The organism is Lentzea aerocolonigenes (assembly GCF_000955955.1).
Taxonomy (GTDB): domain Bacteria; phylum Actinomycetota; class Actinomycetes; order Mycobacteriales; family Pseudonocardiaceae; genus Lentzea; species Lentzea aerocolonigenes_A.
Map to the genome: position 1 here is coordinate 1 of NZ_JYJG01000060.1, position 15,724 is coordinate 15,724.

The window sequence follows — 15,724 nt, forward strand, 5'->3', positions numbered from 1 at the left end:
CGCAGTTCACGACCGAGATCGACGGCGTCGACATCCACTTCATCCACGTGCGCTCACGGCACACCGGTGCGCTGCCGCTCATCATGACCCACGGCTGGCCAGGCTCCATCGTGGAGCTGCTCGAGACCATCGGGCCGCTCACGAACCCGACCGCGTACGGCGGCACGGCTGCCGATGCGTTTCACCTCGTGCTGCCGTCAATTCCCGGCTACGGCTTCTCCGGTCAGCCGACCGGGCTCGGCTGGGACACGGGCCGGACCGCGCGCGCCTGGGCCGAGCTGATGCGCCGCCTCGGCTACACCCGCTACGTCGCCCAGGGCGGCGACGTCGGCGCCGCCGTCACCGACAACCTGGGCCGGTTGGCACCTGCGGGTCTCCTCGGCATCCACCTGAACCTGCTGGTCCCGGCATTGCGCAACACCGCCGGCCTGCCGAAGAACACCGATGAGGAGAAGGCCGCGGACGCCGCGCTCAAAGTGTTCGGCGCCACCGGTAACGGCTACCGGGTCGAGCAGTCCACCCGGCCCGAGACGATCGGCTACGCGCTGCTGGACTCCCCGGTCGCCCTGGCGGCGTGGATGCTCGACCACGACACCGACAGCTATCACAAGATCGCCCGCGTCTTCCTGGGCGAGGCGCCGTCGGGCAACCTCACCAGGGAGCACATCCTCGACAACATCTCGTTGTACTGGCTCACCGGCACAGGCGTCTCGTCCGCGCGCGCGTATTGGGAAAGCGCTCATGCCGGAGGCGGAGGGAGCACGCCGCCGCCGGTGACCGTCCCGGTCGCTTTCAGCGCCTTCCCTGGCGAGATCTTCCAAGCTCCGCGCAGCTGGGCGCAGTTCTCCTATCCGACGCTCTCCTACTACCGTCAGCCGACGCGCGGTGGACACTTCGCCGCCTGGGAGGAGCCCGGCCTGTTCACCGCCGAGCTCCGCGCCGCTTTCCGCCCTCTGCGCTGAGGAGGACCAGCCCGGTGCGGCCGCGTGCGCGTCATCCTTGATCGCGTCGCGGCCGCGCTGGACCGGCAAGGGGGCCGCCGGGGACCGCCAACGACATGAGAGCGCGTTCAGGGCGACGCGATAACCGGTGGACCGGTACTTGTGACCCACCTAGCCTTCCGTTGAACCCCATGGCCTTCCGTCCGAAGAGGTGCATTTGATGACTGTCCAGGGAGCCCGGCCGTTGACGGCCGACTCAGCGCTGACCGCTGTGACCTACCCCTTGGACGTGAGGAATCCCCGAAGTGGATCTACCCCGTAGCTTCACCATCCGCGAGAGCAGCCACCGCATCCACAACCCGCTCACCAGCCAGAAACTGGCCGTTTTGGGCGAGGCGCTGAACCCACCACCCGGCATTCGGATGCTCGACCTGGCCTGTGGTTCTGGCGAGCTGCTGTGCACCTGGGCGCGCGATCACGGCGTCACCGGAACCGGTGTCGACATCAGCACCGTGTTCCTGGCCTCGGCCAGGGCACGAGCGATCGAACTGGAAGTCGCCGACCAGGTCGCTTTCACCCACGGTGACGCGTCGGGCCACGTTGCCGACGACCCGGTCGACATCGGGTCGTGTGTCGGTGCGACGTGGATCGGAGGTGGCGTCGCCGGCACCGTGGACCTGCTCCGACGCAGCCTGCGCCCCGGCGGCATGATGTTGATCGGCGAACCGTACTGGCGCAGGGAACCCCTGGACCAGGCCACCGTCGAAGGCTGTCACGCCACCAGTGAGGACGACTTCCGCGTCCTCCCGGAACTGCTGGAACAGTTCGGGGAGCTGGGGTGTGACGTCGTGGAGATGGTCCTGGCCGACCAGGACAGCTGGGACCGCTACGTCGCGGCTCAGTGGCTCAACACCCGCCGCTGGCTGGACGCACATCCCGACGACGAGCTGGCCGAGCAGATGCGCGCGGAACTCACCGTCGCTCCCGCACGCCACGCCCGATACCAACGCGAATACCTCGGCTGGGGCGTCTTCGTTCTGATGAACCGCTGACATCAGCGGCCGAGTGAGTCCCGGTGAACCGACGCCGGGACTCACTCACATCGGCATGTCCAGCACTTTTCTCATGCGCAGGATCAAGGCGACCGCGTCCTCCGAGCGGGCTGTCGGAGTCAGAACCTCCTGCAGGAGCAGGCCACGCATCGCGGCAACGGTGACGGTGGCCAAAGTCAGCGCTTCCTCGGTGTCGAGCCCTTCGCGTTCCGCGAGCGAGGCCAGCATCTTGGTCAGGTCGTCGAGCGAGTCGATGAACTCGCGAAAGTCCTCCGGGCTGTACGCGGCCAGTCCTATGACGTGGAAGAAGCCGCGGACACGCGACAGCTGCTCAGGGCGGGTGTAGGCCCGCCAGATCGCCACGACGAGGTCGTCGAAGGTGCCTTGCCGGGCGGTGTCGAGCAGTGCCTCGTTGTCACGGGATCGCTGTGCCTTGAGCATGGCGGCCAGGACGCCTGGGAGCGACCCGAAGTGGTATCGCAGGAGGGCGTGGCTGGTCCCGGCCCTGGCGGCGACCTCCCGGAGCGACACCTCCGGTGAGGGAAGGGCCTCGCCGAAGGCGTCGAGAAGCCGGGCCAGGAGACGCTCGCGAGCGTCGCCGTTGCGTTCCGTGCTTGACAGGACCACTCCCACAGTTTATCCATTGGAAAAGAAGGCTGATGGTGCCGCGTTGCTTCACGCATGGTCGCACTCAGCTCGCAGGCGGCGAAGGGAACGACTCGTGGGACCTCTTCAGGTGGTCGGCGCGGCGGTCGTCGACGGGTCGGGTCGCGACCCCAGTGATGTCGACGTCACCGTCGAGGACGGGCGCATCGCCCAGCTCGGTGCCTCCGGCGCACGCGGCGAGCGCCTCGATGCCGGGGGGCTGACGATGACGCCCGGCCTGATCGACGCTCACGTTCACCTGGGCTTGTCGAGCCTGATCCAGCCGCAGTTCTCGTTTCAGATCAGCGCCGCGGAGATCGCGGCGGACATCTTCGCCACGGCCGGCGCGACGCTCGATGCCGGCTTCACCACCGTTCGGGACACCGGCGGGATCGACGGCGGCGTCGTCACCACGATCGCGAAGGGCAAGGTCAGGGGACCGCGCGTGCTGTCGTGCGGACCTGTTCAGTGCCAGACCGGTGGGCACGGCTACTACGGAGCCGAATGGGAACCCACCGAACTGTGGAGCAACCACCACGTTCCGGGCCTGTGCGCCCTGTCCATGATGTCGGGCAACGCGGACGAGCTGCGGGGCAACGTGCGTGAGGCCTTCCGTCGCGGAGCCTCCTTCCTGAAGCTCTGTGTGACCGGCGGAGTGGTCGGCGCTCACGACCGGCTGACCGACACCCAGTTCACCGTGGAGGAGATCGCGGTCGCTGTTCAAGAAGCCGCGGCACGAGGCACCTACGTGACGGTTCACGCCCACAACAACGAAGGCATCCGGAACGCGGTCGAGGCCGGGGTGCGCTGTGTCGAGCACGGCACCGACCTCGATGAGTCCACGGCCACCCTGATGGCCGCTCGCGACGTCGCCCTGGTGCCCACGTTCGCTGTCGTCGAGCGGCTGCTGCACGACACCGCCGGAATGGGCCTCGCCGAGTCGACCCACGATCGTGTGATCGGTGTTCGTGAGCGGATGACGGAGGCGCTCGCTGTCGCCAAGGAGGCCGAAGTGCGGATCGGGCTGGGTTCCGATCTCATCGGTCCGGTGCAGGACCGTCGAGGCGAGGAGCTCAAGTTGCGTGCCGCGCTCGAGACGCCGATGGAGGCTCTCGTGGCGGCGACGAAGACCAACGCCGAGATCCTCGGCCTGTCCGGCGAGGTGGGGGTCATCGCTCCCGGCATGCGGGCAGACCTCGTGCTCTGGAACGGCAACCCTCTCGAAGACCCGGAACTGTTCGCTGACCCCGCCAACGCCGTCCTCGTCATGCAGGCCGGCCGAGTTGTGAAGGACATCCGATGAGCACCATGTGGCAGGGCTGCCTCACCGACACCGACTACTTCGAGATGCGCTCCAGCGGTGGGCACGACTACGGCGTCTGGGTCACCACACCACCGGGCTACGACCCCGCCACGACGCAGGCGCCTGTCGTGTACGTGCTCGACGGCAACTGGGCCGTGGGCATGACGGCCCCGCTCATCGTCACCCAGGCGGATCCCATGCAACAGATCCAGGCCTACGTCCAAGTCAGCGTCGGCTACGCGGGCGAGGACGCACAGCACTGGGCACGGCTGCGCAACAGAGACCTCGTGCCACCCGGCGAGCCGATCGCCAAGGAGATCATCGACGCCGTGGAGATGGCAATCCGAACGGGCAGGATGACCCGTGAGGAAGCTGACGCCTACCTCGCCGAGCTGCAAGAAACCCATGCCGATGAGTTCCTGGGCTTCCTCACCGCGGAGTTGCACCCGCGCATCGAACGCGACTACGGCACAGCCGCGACCGGTCACGGCCTCTTCGGCTACTCCTACGGCGGGCTTTTCAGTCTCTACGCCTGGCTCAGCGGCAACACGCTCTTCGAGAGCATCGGAGCGGGCAGCCCCGGTGTCGCCGGTGAAGACAGCCAGGTCTTCGCGCGGCTCGAAGAAATGGGCGACAGCCTGCCTGCCGCCAAGCTCCACCTGACCGTCAACGACCAAGAGCTTCTCGGAGACCTGGCCGTCTACCAGAACCTCTCGAAGAACACGGCCACCGTCCTGCACCACCTGACTGCCCGTGGCGCAGCCGTCACCAGCGCGGTCCTGCGCGAAACGCACGTGACCGGCTTGCAGGCCTCGTTCCTCAGCTACCTCAGGACCTGTCGTGCCCGGTGAGCGCCTGAGCACGGATGTGGTCGTGATCGGGGCAGGGGTGATCGGTTCGTCGATCGCACTTGAGCTCGCACGGGCGGGGCACCGGGTGATCGCGCTCGATCGGGCCGCGGGGCCTGGACAGGGGTCGACCTCGGCATCGAGTGCGATCATCCGGTTCAACTTCTCCACCGCCGCCGGGGTGGCGACGGCGTGGGAGGCGCATTTCGGCTGGCTCGACTGGGCGGGCCACCTCGGGCACGAGGTCGGCGACCTCGCGACGTTCCGCAAGAGCGGGCTGGTCGTGCTGGACGTCGAGGCGGCTCCGCGCACGTCATGGCTTCCGTTGTTCGATGAGATCGGTGTCCCGTACGAGGAATGGGACAGCGCGACCTTGGCCGAGCGCGTTCCAGGTATCGACGTCGGCCGTTATTGGCCGCCGAAGCGGCTCGACGACGAGGAGTTCTGGGAGGACGCGAAACGCTCGCTCGGTGGCGTGTACACCCCGGATGCCGGTTACGTCTCAGACCCGAGCCTCGCCGCCGTGAACCTCGCCTCCGCGGCCTCGGCGTGCGGGGCGGAGTTCCGCTTTCGCAGCACGGTGACAGCGGTGGAGAAGGCCGGCGGGCGCGTGACGTCGGTGCGACTGTCGGACGGCACCCGGATTCCCTGCGCCGTCGTGGTCAACGCGGCCGGTCCGTGGTCGGGCGCGTTGAACCGGTTGGCCGGCGTGGGTTCCGACTTCACGGTCGGCGTGCGCCCGATGAGGCAGGAAGTAGCGCACGTGCCGGTCCCGGACGGCTATCGAGGGCCAGCGGTGGCGGACATGGATCTGGGCACCTATTTCCGCGGTGAAGCCGGAGGGGCCCTGCTCGTCGGCGGGACGGAACCGGAGTGTGATCCGATGCAGTGGACCGACGACCCGGACGCCGTCGACATCCACCCGACGGCCGCGGTCTTCGAGGCTCAGGTGACGCGGGCCGCGCGGCGGTTGCCCTGTCTGCCGGTGCCCAACCGGGCGCGCGGCGTGGTGGGCGTTTACGACGTCGCCGACGACTGGACTCCGATCTACGACCGCACCGAACTCGATGGCTTCTACGTCGCGATCGGGACCAGCGGCAACCAGTTCAAGAACGCGCCGGTCGTGGGGCAGCTGATGACGGAGCTGATCAACCAGGTGGAGAGCGGCGCCGACCACGACGCGGTGCCCGTCCGGTTCCGGGCCCCGCGCACCGGCCTGGAGATCGACCTGGGTGCGTTCTCCCGCAAGCGCAATCGGAACACCGCGAACTCGGGCACGGTGATGGGCTGAGCCCGGACTCGGACGAGGCGTTGCGACCGGGCGCCGTGTCCCCGTTGCCGGCACTGATTCCCGCGCCGACGGCCGCTACTCGCTCAGCGTTGTCCGGCTGGTCCGCGAACTGGGGGACCACCACCATCGGCACGCCGGCTGCGAGTCCGCCGAGCACCGTCCCGGTGCCGCCGTGGCACACCATCGCGGAAACTCGACCGCCCCGGACGGGAATTGAGATGTCCGTCCTGTTGCACGGCACGGCATTTCGTGGCCGACTCCACCTGCAGAGGCCCGTTACGGACCATGTGACCTGCGGCGGGGCGCCTTTGACAACAGAAGAAGTGCGTTTCCTGTTGTGCCGCGCAGGATTTTATGGCTTTTCCGTCAGGTCGATAGCTTCGAATTCATGGAATGGAGCTTTCATACGGCCGAAGAGCTCGTTGCCGCGTTGCGCGCCGGTGCGGTGACATCAGTGGAACTGACGGATGAGGCGATCACCCGCATCGAGCGCGACGACGAGGTGATCAACGCGATCTGTGTGCCGGACTTCGACCGTGCGCGGGCCGCCGCTCGTGCTGCAGACCAGGCCCGTGCCCGTGGTGAGGAACGGCCGCTGCTCGGCGTCCCGGTCACGGTCAAGGAGTGCTACAACATGGCCGGGCTGCCCACGACCTGGGGCATGCCGCCGCACCGGAACTACGTGCCGGCCGAGGACGCGGTGCAGGTGTCGCGACTCAAGGACGCGGGCGCGGTGGTGCTCGGCAAGGCCAATGTGCCGTTGGGGCTGCAGGACATCCAGAGCTTCAACGAGATCTACGGCACCACCAACAACCCTTGGGATCACGGCCGCACCTCGGGCGGGTCCTCCGGCGGGTCGGCGGCGGCACTGGCGTCCGGGTTCGGCGCGTTGTCCATCGGTTCCGACATCGCCGGATCGTTGCGCACGCCCGCGCATTTCTGCGGCGTCTACGCGCACAAGCCGACGCTCGGACTGGCGGCCAACCGCGGCATGGTCCCGCCGGCCGAGCCCGCGTTGCCGGTCGACCTCGATCTCGCCGTGGTCGGTCCGATGGCGCGCACCGCCCGTGACCTCACGCTCCTGCTCGACGTGATGGCCGGGCCGGACCCGCTGACGTTCGGTGTGGCGCACCGGTTGGCGCTGCCGCCCGCGCGTCACGAGCGGCTCTGCGACTTCCGGGTCCTGGTCCTCGACGAGCATCCGCTCATCGCGACCGGGGCGGCCGTGCGGGCGGGCGTGAACCGGGTCGCCGGCGCGCTCGCCGACGGCGGCGCCCGCGTCGAACGGCACAGTCCGCTGCTGCCCGATCTGACCGAGGCCGCCGCGCTCTACATGCAGTTGCTGATTTCTGGCTCTGTTGCGCGTTTTCCCATCGGATCGGACGAACAGCTGCGGATCCGCGTCGCCGGTTTGAGCGTGGACGACCGGAGTCTTGACGCCGTGCGGTTGCGCGCCTTGATGTTCAGCCACGGCGACTGGATGGAGGCGAACCACCGCCGCGAGGCCCACCGCCACGGCTGGCGGCGGTTGTTCGCCGAGTTCGACGCGGTCGTGTGCCCGATCACGCCGACGCCCGCGTTCCCGCACGACCACAAGCCCAATCCGATGGAACGGCTCATCGACATCGACGGCGTGGAGTACCCGTACTTCGACCAGCTCGTGTGGGCCGGTCTGGCGACCATGCCCGGACTGCCCGCCACTGCCATCCCCGCTGGCCGGTCTCCCGAGGGCCTGCCGGTCGGGGTGCAGCTCATCGGTCCGATGTTCGAGGACCGCACCCCACTGCGGCTGGCCGAGCTGCTCGAGCAGAAGATCGGCGGTTTCCAGGCGCCGCGACCGTAGAGTGGGACGGTGGACCGAATCGCGGGATCGTTGTACGGGTTGGCTTTCGGGGACGCGCTCGGTCGGCCGACGGAGTTCATGACCGTCGCGGAGATCGATCGGGAGTTCGGTGCCGGGCCGGATGATCTGGTCGGGGATCCCGCGATGGTCACGGACGACACGCAGATGGCGCTTGCGGTCGCGTGGGCGTTGCACGGCGTTGACGAGTACACCGCTGAGGTGCTGGAGCCGCGGTTGCGGGAGCGGTTCGTGGATTGGGCGCACAGTCCGGAGAACAATCGGGCGCCTGGGATGACGTGTCTGCGTGCGTGTGGCGGCCTGGCGGAGGGAGCGCCGTGGGTGGAGGCGACCGTCGCGGGGTCCAAGGGATGCGGTGCGAACATGCGGGTCACCCCGGTGGGTCTGGTGCCGGGGCTTGATCTCGACGTGCTTGCGGGGATTTCGCAGCTGCAGGCCGCGATGACCCACGGCCATCCCACGGCGCTGGCCGCGTCCGAGCTCACCGCCTACGCGACGCGACTGCTGGTCGATGGCGTCGAGCTCGCCGACGTGCCCACCGCGCTGCTGGCCCGTTGCGGTGCACGGCGTTCGGTCTACCTGGAGGAGTGGCTGGGATCCCTGTGGCAGTTGCCGGGCGCGACCACACCCGCCGACTTCATCGACCGCGGCTGGGACGAGTGCGCCGAAGTTCTCGAACGGCTGGTGGCCGCGCTCTCCCAGCCAGACGACGGCCTCGACGCATGCCTTGCCGCGGGCGAGGGCTGGATTGCCGAGGAGGCGCTGGCGACCGGCCTCTACTGCGCCGTCCGGCACGCCGACGACCCGGTGCGATGCCTGACGAGAGCCGCTCGCACCAGCGGTGACTCCGACTCGATCGCTGCGCTGGCCGGAGCGTTCGTCGGCGCCGCGCACGGTCTGGCGGCCTGGCCCGCGGACTGGGTTGCTCGCATCGAATACGCGGATCAGTTGGCCGCGCTCACTTAGCACGAGTGCCTTCGCGGGGCTCGTGCTCATGAACCGAGTGAGTGGAACACGGCTGGCTCGGTCGCGCCGTCGGATCTAGGCTCTCGCCGCAATCGGATGCGTGCGCGGAGAGAGTGGCATGTTACGGCGCCTTGCGAAGGTTCCCATCGCGGTCAGAGTTCTGTGTCCTGTCGCGGCGGCGGTGGTTGTCGCCGGGCTGGTCGTGGTGGTCGCCGGCAGGGCTGCGGAGGTCGCGCCGGCCAGTGCGGCGGTGGTCGAGCAGACTGCGGTCACGGGGCCTAAGGTTTCGGGCGATGAGCCGACTTCCAGTGCTGCCACGACCACCACGACGCCGCCGGGTGGCAGCAGCGTGAGCAAGACGTCCGTGGCCAGCACTTCTGTGCCGCCGCCGAAAGCGCCTGAGACGACCAAACGTGTTGAGGCGCCTTGGTTCGCGGATCGCGTGGGGGCTGCCACGCAGGTGATTTCCGTGGTGGGCGCGGGTGGTTCCAACGCCACGTTGTCCACTTGGCACCAGTCCGGGGGCGAGTGGACGTCGGTGCTCGGTGCGGTGGCGGCCAAGGTCGGGGCGCCTGGCATCTCGGGCAACTACGGGGAGTCGTCGTCTGCCACGCCGGCTGGGGTTTTCGCGATCACCGGGGCGTTCGGGCGGCAGGCAGACCCTGGTGCCGGGGTGTCGTACCTGCGGGTCGACAACGAGGACTGGTGGGTCAGCGATGTCGGGAGTCCCGACTACAACACGCATCAGCGGTGTGCGCGTGGGACGTGCAAGTTCAACGAGCGCGTGTCGGAGAACCTGTGGGAGCAAGGCGCTGTTTACGACTACGCGTTGGTGATGGGGGTCAACGCGCAACGGGTTCCTGGTGCGGGTAGCGCGTTCTTCGTGCACGTCACGAACGGCGCGGCTACCGCGGGTTGTGTGGCGGTTCCGGCCGACACGGTGGTGTCGATCTTGCGTTGGGTTCGTCCCGGCACCGTGATCGCGCTGCGGTGAGCGGCCCCGGCGCGAACCGGGGCCACCAGCACCTACAGAGTCGTCACGCGGACGTAGTCGACGACGATGGTGTTCGGCATCGGCGTGCTGTTGTTGGGGGCGCCTGGCCAGTCGCCGCCCACTGCCAGGTTGAGCAGCAGGTAGAACGGGCGGTTGTTGTAGACCCACTGCTTGCCGTTCAGGTCGGCTGGGGTGCGGCGCTGGAAGACGTTGTTGTCCACCGACCAGGTCAGGGAGTTCGGGGCCCAGTCCAGGCGGAAGGTGTGGAAGCCCGAGGCGAAGCGCGGGCCGTTGTAGGCCGCACCGATGCCGCCCGCGCCTGAGTAACCGGGGCCGTGGATGGTGCCGTGGACCGTGTTGGGTTCGCGGCCGATGTTCTCCATGACGTCGATCTCGCCGTTGTTCGGCCAGCCACCGCCGGTGGTGCCCATCATCCAGAAGGCCGGCCACATTCCTTGGCCCTGGGACATCTTCATGCGGATCTCGAAGTGTCCGTAGGTCTGGCTGAACTTGCCTGAGGTGTTCAGCCTGGCCGAGGTGTACTGGCAGCGGCCGTACCAGCAGTTGTAGTTGCCCGGGTTCTCGCGGCGGGCGGTGATGACGAGGTTGCCCTGGCCGTCCATGGCCGCGTTCTGGGTGCGGTTCGTGTAGTACTGGTACTCGTGGTTGTTGCCGCCGTTGTTGCCGGTTTCGACACGCCACTTGTTGGTGTCGACCGGGCTGCCGGCCGGTCCGTTGAACTCGTCGGCGAACGTGGTCGCCTGGATTCCGACATCTGACGCGCCGCTCGCAGGGGTTGCCACGACGGGTGCGGTCACCGCTGCCATTGCGATGATCACCACGAGGCGGGAGAAGCGGTTCGACATCATTGTCACACCTCACTTCGCGCACTGGCGTATTTTGTTGTGGCGGCGAACAAAAAGTATGCCTGGACTAGACCAGTAGCCGCAAGGGTGTCTTGAGAGCGCTCTCAGCTGGGCCGTTCGAGTGATGGCGGTAACGGCGCGTAGCAGGCGTCGCGATGGACCGGCCGTGACCGCACTCATGTCCTGGCGCCGACTGCCGAAGAACGCCCGCGTGATCGCCGCGACGAGCGCGGTCGTGCCGTTGCTGGTGATCGCTGGCTGTGGGCAGGAACCCACGCCGCTCGCGACGTCGACCACCACCACGACGACCACAACTTCAAGCACCACAACGACAACGACTCCGCCGCCGGTGACGGTGACGTCTGTTGTGGACGGTCGCACGGTGACGCTGTCGAACGGCAGCAATGTGCAGGTGACCGGGCTCGCCCAGCCCGGCGAGTGCTGGGCCGCGTCGTCGGTGGAGTTCGCGACGAAGACGTTGGTGGGCAAGGCGGTCGAGGTCGTCGGATCGCGGCTGCAACTGCCAGATGGCAACGACTACGCGGTTCTGGCGGTGAGTCAAGGTGTTGCGCGGGCGGCGGAAGGAGCGGCCGCGGTGATCCGGGAGGCCGAGGCGACCGCCAAGCAATCATCCGTCGGGTTCTGGGGACCGTCGTGCGGCGGTCTCGACGTGAAGCCGGCGCCGCAACCCGTTGTGCCGCAACCACAGCCTGTCGTACCGCAACCGCAGCCTGAACCCGTTCCCGCGCCCCCGCCGCCGGCGGCCGCGTACTACGCGAACTGCGCGGCGGCCAGGGCTGCCGGTGCGGCACCGCTTTACCGCGGCCAGCCCGGCTACCGGGCAGCGCTCGACAGGGACAACGACGGCGTCGCCTGCGAGTAGAACCTCAGCGGTGCGCGCGGCTCCAGAGCGCGGGCCAGCCGCCCTTTCCCAGCAGGGCGACCGGGATGAGCAGACCGTGCTCGGCAACGTGTTCCCAGAACACGTCCACCGGCGCGCCGAGCTCGGACGCCGCGGCAAGAGCGTGCTGCCAGGGGCCGTTCTCGTCGGCCAGGTTGCTGGCGGGAAAGCCGGGTACGGTGGTTTTTCCTGCCGCGGCAACGATGTCCGTTGTGGACTGAGGTGCGCAGGTGGTCGCGATCACCAGCGCGCACAACAGTTCGGGTGAGGGACGGCGAGCCACTGAACGGGTCAGCGCCTCGTCGGTGAGCAGACAACCGAGAGCCGTGCGGATCGCGCGCGACACCACGTCGAGAGCGTGGGCAGGGGCGATCTCCGGGCGGCGGACCAGTGCACGCAGGGTTCGGGGCAGCGGGGAGCCGTCCGTCAAGGTGCCGAGGCGATCGAACGAGCGCAGTTCGGGGTCGAGGCGGGCCACCGCGGCGGCGAGCGGGCGGGCGCGGGTTGCCTGCCAGACAACGGATGCGTCCAGGCCGGCGGCGAGAGCCGTGCGGAGCAGGTCGGTGTGATCGGCCGGGGACAGGCGCTTCAACGCGATCACCGCGGCTTCTGGCTCGAAGTCGGCGGATCGGCCGAGGGAGCGCGCGAGCCGGGCGTAGGTGCGACGCGCGGCACCAACCGAGGCCAGTTCCTGTTCGACAGCAGCAGCAAGCGCCTTGGTGAGTTCCACAGGCAGGCGACCGGCAGGTGAACGGTGGCCACCCCGGGCTCGCGGCGGCGGCACGGGCAGCAGCGGTTCCGGAGCGGTCAGGACCGGCGTCGGGATGCCCTCGACCCACTGCTTGATCTGCTTTTCGAGGGCAGGGGTCACGTCGTCGTTGAAGCGGGCACGAAGCTCGTAGACGTGCCAGCCGCCGGTGTGGCGGCGGATGTCGAGGTTGGCGACGATGCGGCCGTCCGAGGGGGTGCGGAAGGCCATGAGGACGCACTGGCCCTTGCGGGCGACGTCGGCGTACCAGGACTCGCCGATGCAGTTGCCCATGTAGCCGGACCACTCGGCGAGCTGCCGGGGCTCGCGGCCCAGTTCGACGCGCAGACCGGCGACCGTCTGCTTGTCGAACGCCGAGACCTCGGCGGGGATCGGGAACGCGCCGGTGCTCGCCTCGGTGATCACGGCGTCCGCGCTGACCCCGGCAGCGAGCTCCGGCCAGCTGCCGCAGCGGGGTGGTGGGGTGGCGCCGAACATGACCAGCTGGGCGACCTGGGCTGCGGCCAGCGGCACAGAACCGGAAAGCGCTGGTTGCGGCTCGTCGTAGGTCAGCTTCGGGTGGGGGCGCTCGTGGACGACCGAAGCGCGGTCGTTGCCGTAGAACGGGGCCAGGGCGTCGGCCAGGTCGGCGAGCCAGAGCAGGTCGTGCGGGGTTTCCGCGGCGACAGGATCCTCGGCGAGGCGCTGGGCCAGTGGCACGGTCGGGCCGTCGGCGTGTGCGTCGGTCAGCGGCGGCTGGTCCCAGCTGGAGGGCGTGCGGGAGAAACCCGTTGCGGCACGCCATTTGTGCAGATTCGGTGTCTGCCATGGCTTGCAGGTGTCCCAGCAGTGGTGCAGGCGCAGGTCGTGGTCCGCGAGCAGGTCGGTCACGGCGTTGAAGACGACCACGCCGTAGTTGCGGGCCATGGCGACGCGGGTCTGCACGTAGCTCTCGGTCCGCGCGGTGATCGTCCTTTCCGGACTCAACGCCGTCACCAGGTGGTGGACGTAGCATCCGGGTCGCGCCGGGTGGCTGTAGGCACCCTCGACACGGCGCGCGGCAGCGGATCGCTCGTTCTCGCGCAGGCAGGCGTCGGCGGCGGCCAGCTCGTCGCGGTGCTTCGCCGCGGCGACGGTCAGGCCTTCGTCGGACAGGGTTCTGGCGAACCGCAGCAGTGCGGTGGCGGCGATGGCGTCGTGCAGGAGCTTGCTGAGCTCGGACGCGGCCCACCAGTTGGGCGGACGCCAGCGTGCCGCGGCGGCCAGCGTGGGCTCACCGTTGGTCGCCCAGCCGAGGTGTTGCATGAGGGGCTCGTCGAAGTGGGCGCGGTGCCGTTCGCGGAGCTTGTCGACGCGGTGAGCGCGGGTCTGCGACTCGGCACGGCGTTCGCGGCGCTGCTGTTCGAGCAGCAGCGAGCACACGTGGTCCCAGAGGCTGATGATCAACGTCAGGCGCCGCGGGCGTTGGTAGCCGGAGAGCAGGCGGGACAGGTGCTCGGCCAGCGTCGAGGCCGCGCCGCGCGGGAACGGGTCGATGCCCTCGGGTGCGCGCAGGTCCAGCACGCGTTCCAGCTGTTCCGGGCCGAGCAGGTCGGACGCGGCCGAGGCCAGGTGCAGGGCGGCCCAGCGCTGCTCCACCACCGCCTGGTGAGCCGCCGCGCCGACGCGCTTGGTGGCCGACGGCCCGAACAGCGCGACCAGGTTCGCTGCCCGGTCACCCAGGCGGTCGTCGGCACCGAGGAGCTTCAGCGCGGCCAGCACCGCGTCACGACGGTCCCCTTGAGCGCCGGCCAGGCGTGCGGACGTGAAGCCGCCACCGAGATCGACACCCGCGCCCGCGGCCGTGTCGGTCAGCAGGGAGAGCTGCCGGAGAGCGTCCGACGGGTCGGCGTCGAGAGGCCCGACGGCGACCGGCGCACCAGGCGGGTGAGCACCCGCGCGGGCGTCCGCGGGCACGGCTGTACCGCCGGGCGCGGGCAGCCAGCAGCTCACCCCAGGTCCGGCTGTAACCCCAAACGCCAGTTGGATCGACATCGACACCAATGATGACGCACCCGCGCCACCGATTTAGTGCCGTGAGCTGGGGCGACGGTCAGAAGCCGGCGCGTTCGACGAGGTTTCGCGCCTCCCGCGTCTCGGCGTTCGCCTCGGCCTCGGCGAGCGCACCCGGCACCGGGTTCGTCTCCTTCTCCGCGACCCACTCGTCCGGCTTGGGGCGTTCGGGCAGCGCGTTCCACTTGTCGTTCATGCATCCAGTGTGCCCGTTACGCGCGCTGACGGTGCGGTGACTGCCGGTGTCAGCGAGATGTCAGCGGGCGTGGAGATGCTGCTCCCAGCAAAACGAGATCTTCCCTGCGAGAAAGCGGGCTCCGGCAATTTCGGCGGGGCCGGATCCTGCGATGAAGAGAAGGACACATCGTGCTTAAGAAGTTCACTCTCGTGGCGATGATGGGCGCGCTGATCAGCGTGTCCTTCGGCGCCGCCACGGCCAACGCTGCCACCGCCCGCAACGGGGTCTGCGAAGACGGCGAGTTCTGCCTGTACTACAACAGCAACCAGGCCGGCTCGGTTTCCGACTTCAACACGTCGGTTTCCGACTACGGCGACGAGCAGCCGAGCTGCTACGAGTTCAAGGGCACCGGCAACGGCAAGGGCCTGTGCGTCAAGAACGAGGCCGCCTCGGTCTGGAACCGCACCAACAGCAAGGTGACCGTCTACTTCAACAGCGGTTACGCGGGTCCCAGCCAGACGATCGGCGCGGACAGCAAGGCGAACCTGAACTCGGACCTCAAGAACGAGAACGCCTCGCACAAGCTCAACGACGGTGGCGGCACGCCGCCGTCGGGTGGCACCTACGGCGCCCCGAACACCAACCCGCACCCGAACGCGACGGCCCGCGCGCCTCAGGCCACGAAGAAGACGCAGTTCGTGGATGACGAGATCCGCCGCCTGACCGGTGAGAAGGACTGCTGGGTGGGCGACTACCGCAGCGGCGAGTCGTCGACGAGCAACCACAACACGGGCAACGCGCTCGACTGCACCATCTCCAACGCGATCGGCACCTACCCGAACGCCGCGCAGAAGGAGCAGGGCTGGAAGCTCGCCAACTGGCTGAAGAAGTACGCGGACAAGCTGTCCGTCCGCTACGTCATCTGGCAGGGCAAGATCTGGAGCGTGGCCCGTTCGTCCGAGGGCTGGCGCAACTACACCGTCGCGGGTGACGTGACCGGTGGCCACTTCGACCACGTGCACGTCTCGATGCAGAACCCGTACGGCGACTGATCTCGGTCAGTTGAACCGTTGAAAGG

Annotated in this window: 14 protein-coding genes and 1 pseudogene; 10 read left to right on the plus strand and 5 right to left on the minus strand. The window is 68.7% G+C overall.

What is annotated here, in order from left to right; genetic code table 11:
- Window positions 1-962 (plus strand): epoxide hydrolase family protein (locus tag UK23_RS10820; RefSeq protein ID WP_045311303.1); only part of this gene is annotated, 962 nt, incomplete at its 5' end.
- Window positions 963-1,246: 284 nt separating this feature from the next.
- On the plus strand, window positions 1,247-1,993 hold the full coding sequence (locus UK23_RS10825) for an SAM-dependent methyltransferase (RefSeq protein WP_045311304.1): 747 nt from the start codon (window positions 1,247-1,249) through the stop codon (window positions 1,991-1,993).
- Between the two features lie 45 nt (window positions 1,994-2,038).
- On the opposite strand, the gene UK23_RS10830 is transcribed toward UK23_RS10825, so the two are convergent.
- Window positions 2,039-2,620 (minus strand): TetR/AcrR family transcriptional regulator, encoded by a 582-nt coding sequence (locus UK23_RS10830; protein WP_045311305.1) that lies wholly within the window; start codon window positions 2,618-2,620, stop codon window positions 2,039-2,041.
- A 94-nt stretch (window positions 2,621-2,714) separates the two neighbouring features.
- Here UK23_RS10830 and UK23_RS10835 point away from each other — a divergent pair, with 94 nt between their 5' ends.
- The 3 genes from UK23_RS10835 to UK23_RS10845 are packed head-to-tail and all read left to right on the plus strand — an operon-like array spanning window position 2,715 to window position 6,080.
- Window positions 2,715-3,941: a metal-dependent hydrolase family protein gene (locus tag UK23_RS10835; RefSeq protein ID WP_045311306.1), complete on the plus strand. Its 1,227-nt coding sequence runs from the start codon at window positions 2,715-2,717 to the stop codon at window positions 3,939-3,941.
- Window positions 3,938-4,792 (plus strand): alpha/beta hydrolase, encoded by an 855-nt coding sequence (locus tag UK23_RS10840; protein ID WP_045311307.1) that lies wholly within the window; start codon window positions 3,938-3,940, stop codon window positions 4,790-4,792. Before UK23_RS10835 ends, UK23_RS10840 begins: the two co-directional genes overlap by 4 nt.
- Window positions 4,782-6,080: an NAD(P)/FAD-dependent oxidoreductase gene (locus UK23_RS10845; RefSeq protein WP_045311308.1), complete on the plus strand. Its 1,299-nt coding sequence runs from the start codon at window positions 4,782-4,784 to the stop codon at window positions 6,078-6,080. Before UK23_RS10840 ends, UK23_RS10845 begins: the two co-directional genes overlap by 11 nt.
- Before the next feature lie 34 nt (window positions 6,081-6,114).
- On the opposite strand, the pseudogene UK23_RS54555 reads toward UK23_RS10845, so the two are convergent.
- Window positions 6,115-6,264 (minus strand): annotated as a pseudogene (locus UK23_RS54555) (nucleotide disphospho-sugar-binding domain-containing protein); the annotation flags it as partial.
- 204 nt (window positions 6,265-6,468) lie between these two features.
- Here UK23_RS54555 and UK23_RS10850 point away from each other — a divergent pair.
- From UK23_RS10850 to UK23_RS10860, 3 genes are all read left to right on the plus strand, one after another.
- Entirely contained in the window at window positions 6,469-7,923 is a 1,455-nt protein-coding gene (locus tag UK23_RS10850) for an amidase (protein WP_045311309.1), read from the plus strand.
- Between the two features lie 9 nt (window positions 7,924-7,932).
- Window positions 7,933-8,907, plus strand: coding sequence for an ADP-ribosylglycohydrolase family protein (locus tag UK23_RS10855; RefSeq protein ID WP_196777689.1), 975 nt, complete (start codon window positions 7,933-7,935; stop codon window positions 8,905-8,907).
- Between the two features lie 118 nt (window positions 8,908-9,025).
- Window positions 9,026-9,901: a L,D-transpeptidase family protein gene (locus tag UK23_RS10860; RefSeq protein ID WP_196777690.1), complete on the plus strand. Its 876-nt coding sequence runs from the start codon at window positions 9,026-9,028 to the stop codon at window positions 9,899-9,901.
- A 32-nt stretch (window positions 9,902-9,933) separates the two neighbouring features.
- Here the strand turns inward: UK23_RS10860 and UK23_RS10865 are convergent, their stop codons facing one another.
- The gene (locus UK23_RS10865; RefSeq protein ID WP_156213019.1) at window positions 9,934-10,770 is read right to left on the minus strand and encodes a glycoside hydrolase family 16 protein; all 837 of its coding nucleotides are present in this window, start codon (window positions 10,768-10,770) and stop codon (window positions 9,934-9,936) included.
- Window positions 10,771-10,933: 163 nt separating this feature from the next.
- On the opposite strand from UK23_RS10865, the gene UK23_RS10870 reads away from it, so the two are divergent.
- Window positions 10,934-11,650: an excalibur calcium-binding domain-containing protein gene (locus tag UK23_RS10870; RefSeq protein WP_231114456.1), complete on the plus strand. Its 717-nt coding sequence runs from the start codon at window positions 10,934-10,936 to the stop codon at window positions 11,648-11,650.
- A 4-nt stretch (window positions 11,651-11,654) separates the two neighbouring features.
- On the opposite strand, the gene UK23_RS10875 is transcribed toward UK23_RS10870, so the two are convergent.
- Together UK23_RS10875 and UK23_RS51405 are read right to left on the minus strand one after the other, a co-directional pair.
- The gene (locus UK23_RS10875; RefSeq protein WP_156213021.1) at window positions 11,655-14,450 is read right to left on the minus strand and encodes a hypothetical protein; all 2,796 of its coding nucleotides are present in this window, start codon (window positions 14,448-14,450) and stop codon (window positions 11,655-11,657) included.
- 58 nt (window positions 14,451-14,508) lie between these two features.
- Window positions 14,509-14,664: a hypothetical protein gene (locus tag UK23_RS51405; protein WP_156213022.1), complete on the minus strand. Its 156-nt coding sequence runs from the start codon at window positions 14,662-14,664 to the stop codon at window positions 14,509-14,511.
- Between the two features lie 170 nt (window positions 14,665-14,834).
- On the opposite strand from UK23_RS51405, the gene UK23_RS48505 reads away from it, so the two are divergent.
- Window positions 14,835-15,698, plus strand: a complete 864-nt coding sequence (locus tag UK23_RS48505) for a peptidase inhibitor family I36 protein (RefSeq protein ID WP_052684553.1) — start codon at window positions 14,835-14,837, stop codon at window positions 15,696-15,698.
- The last annotated feature ends 26 nt before the right edge of the window (window positions 15,699-15,724 follow it).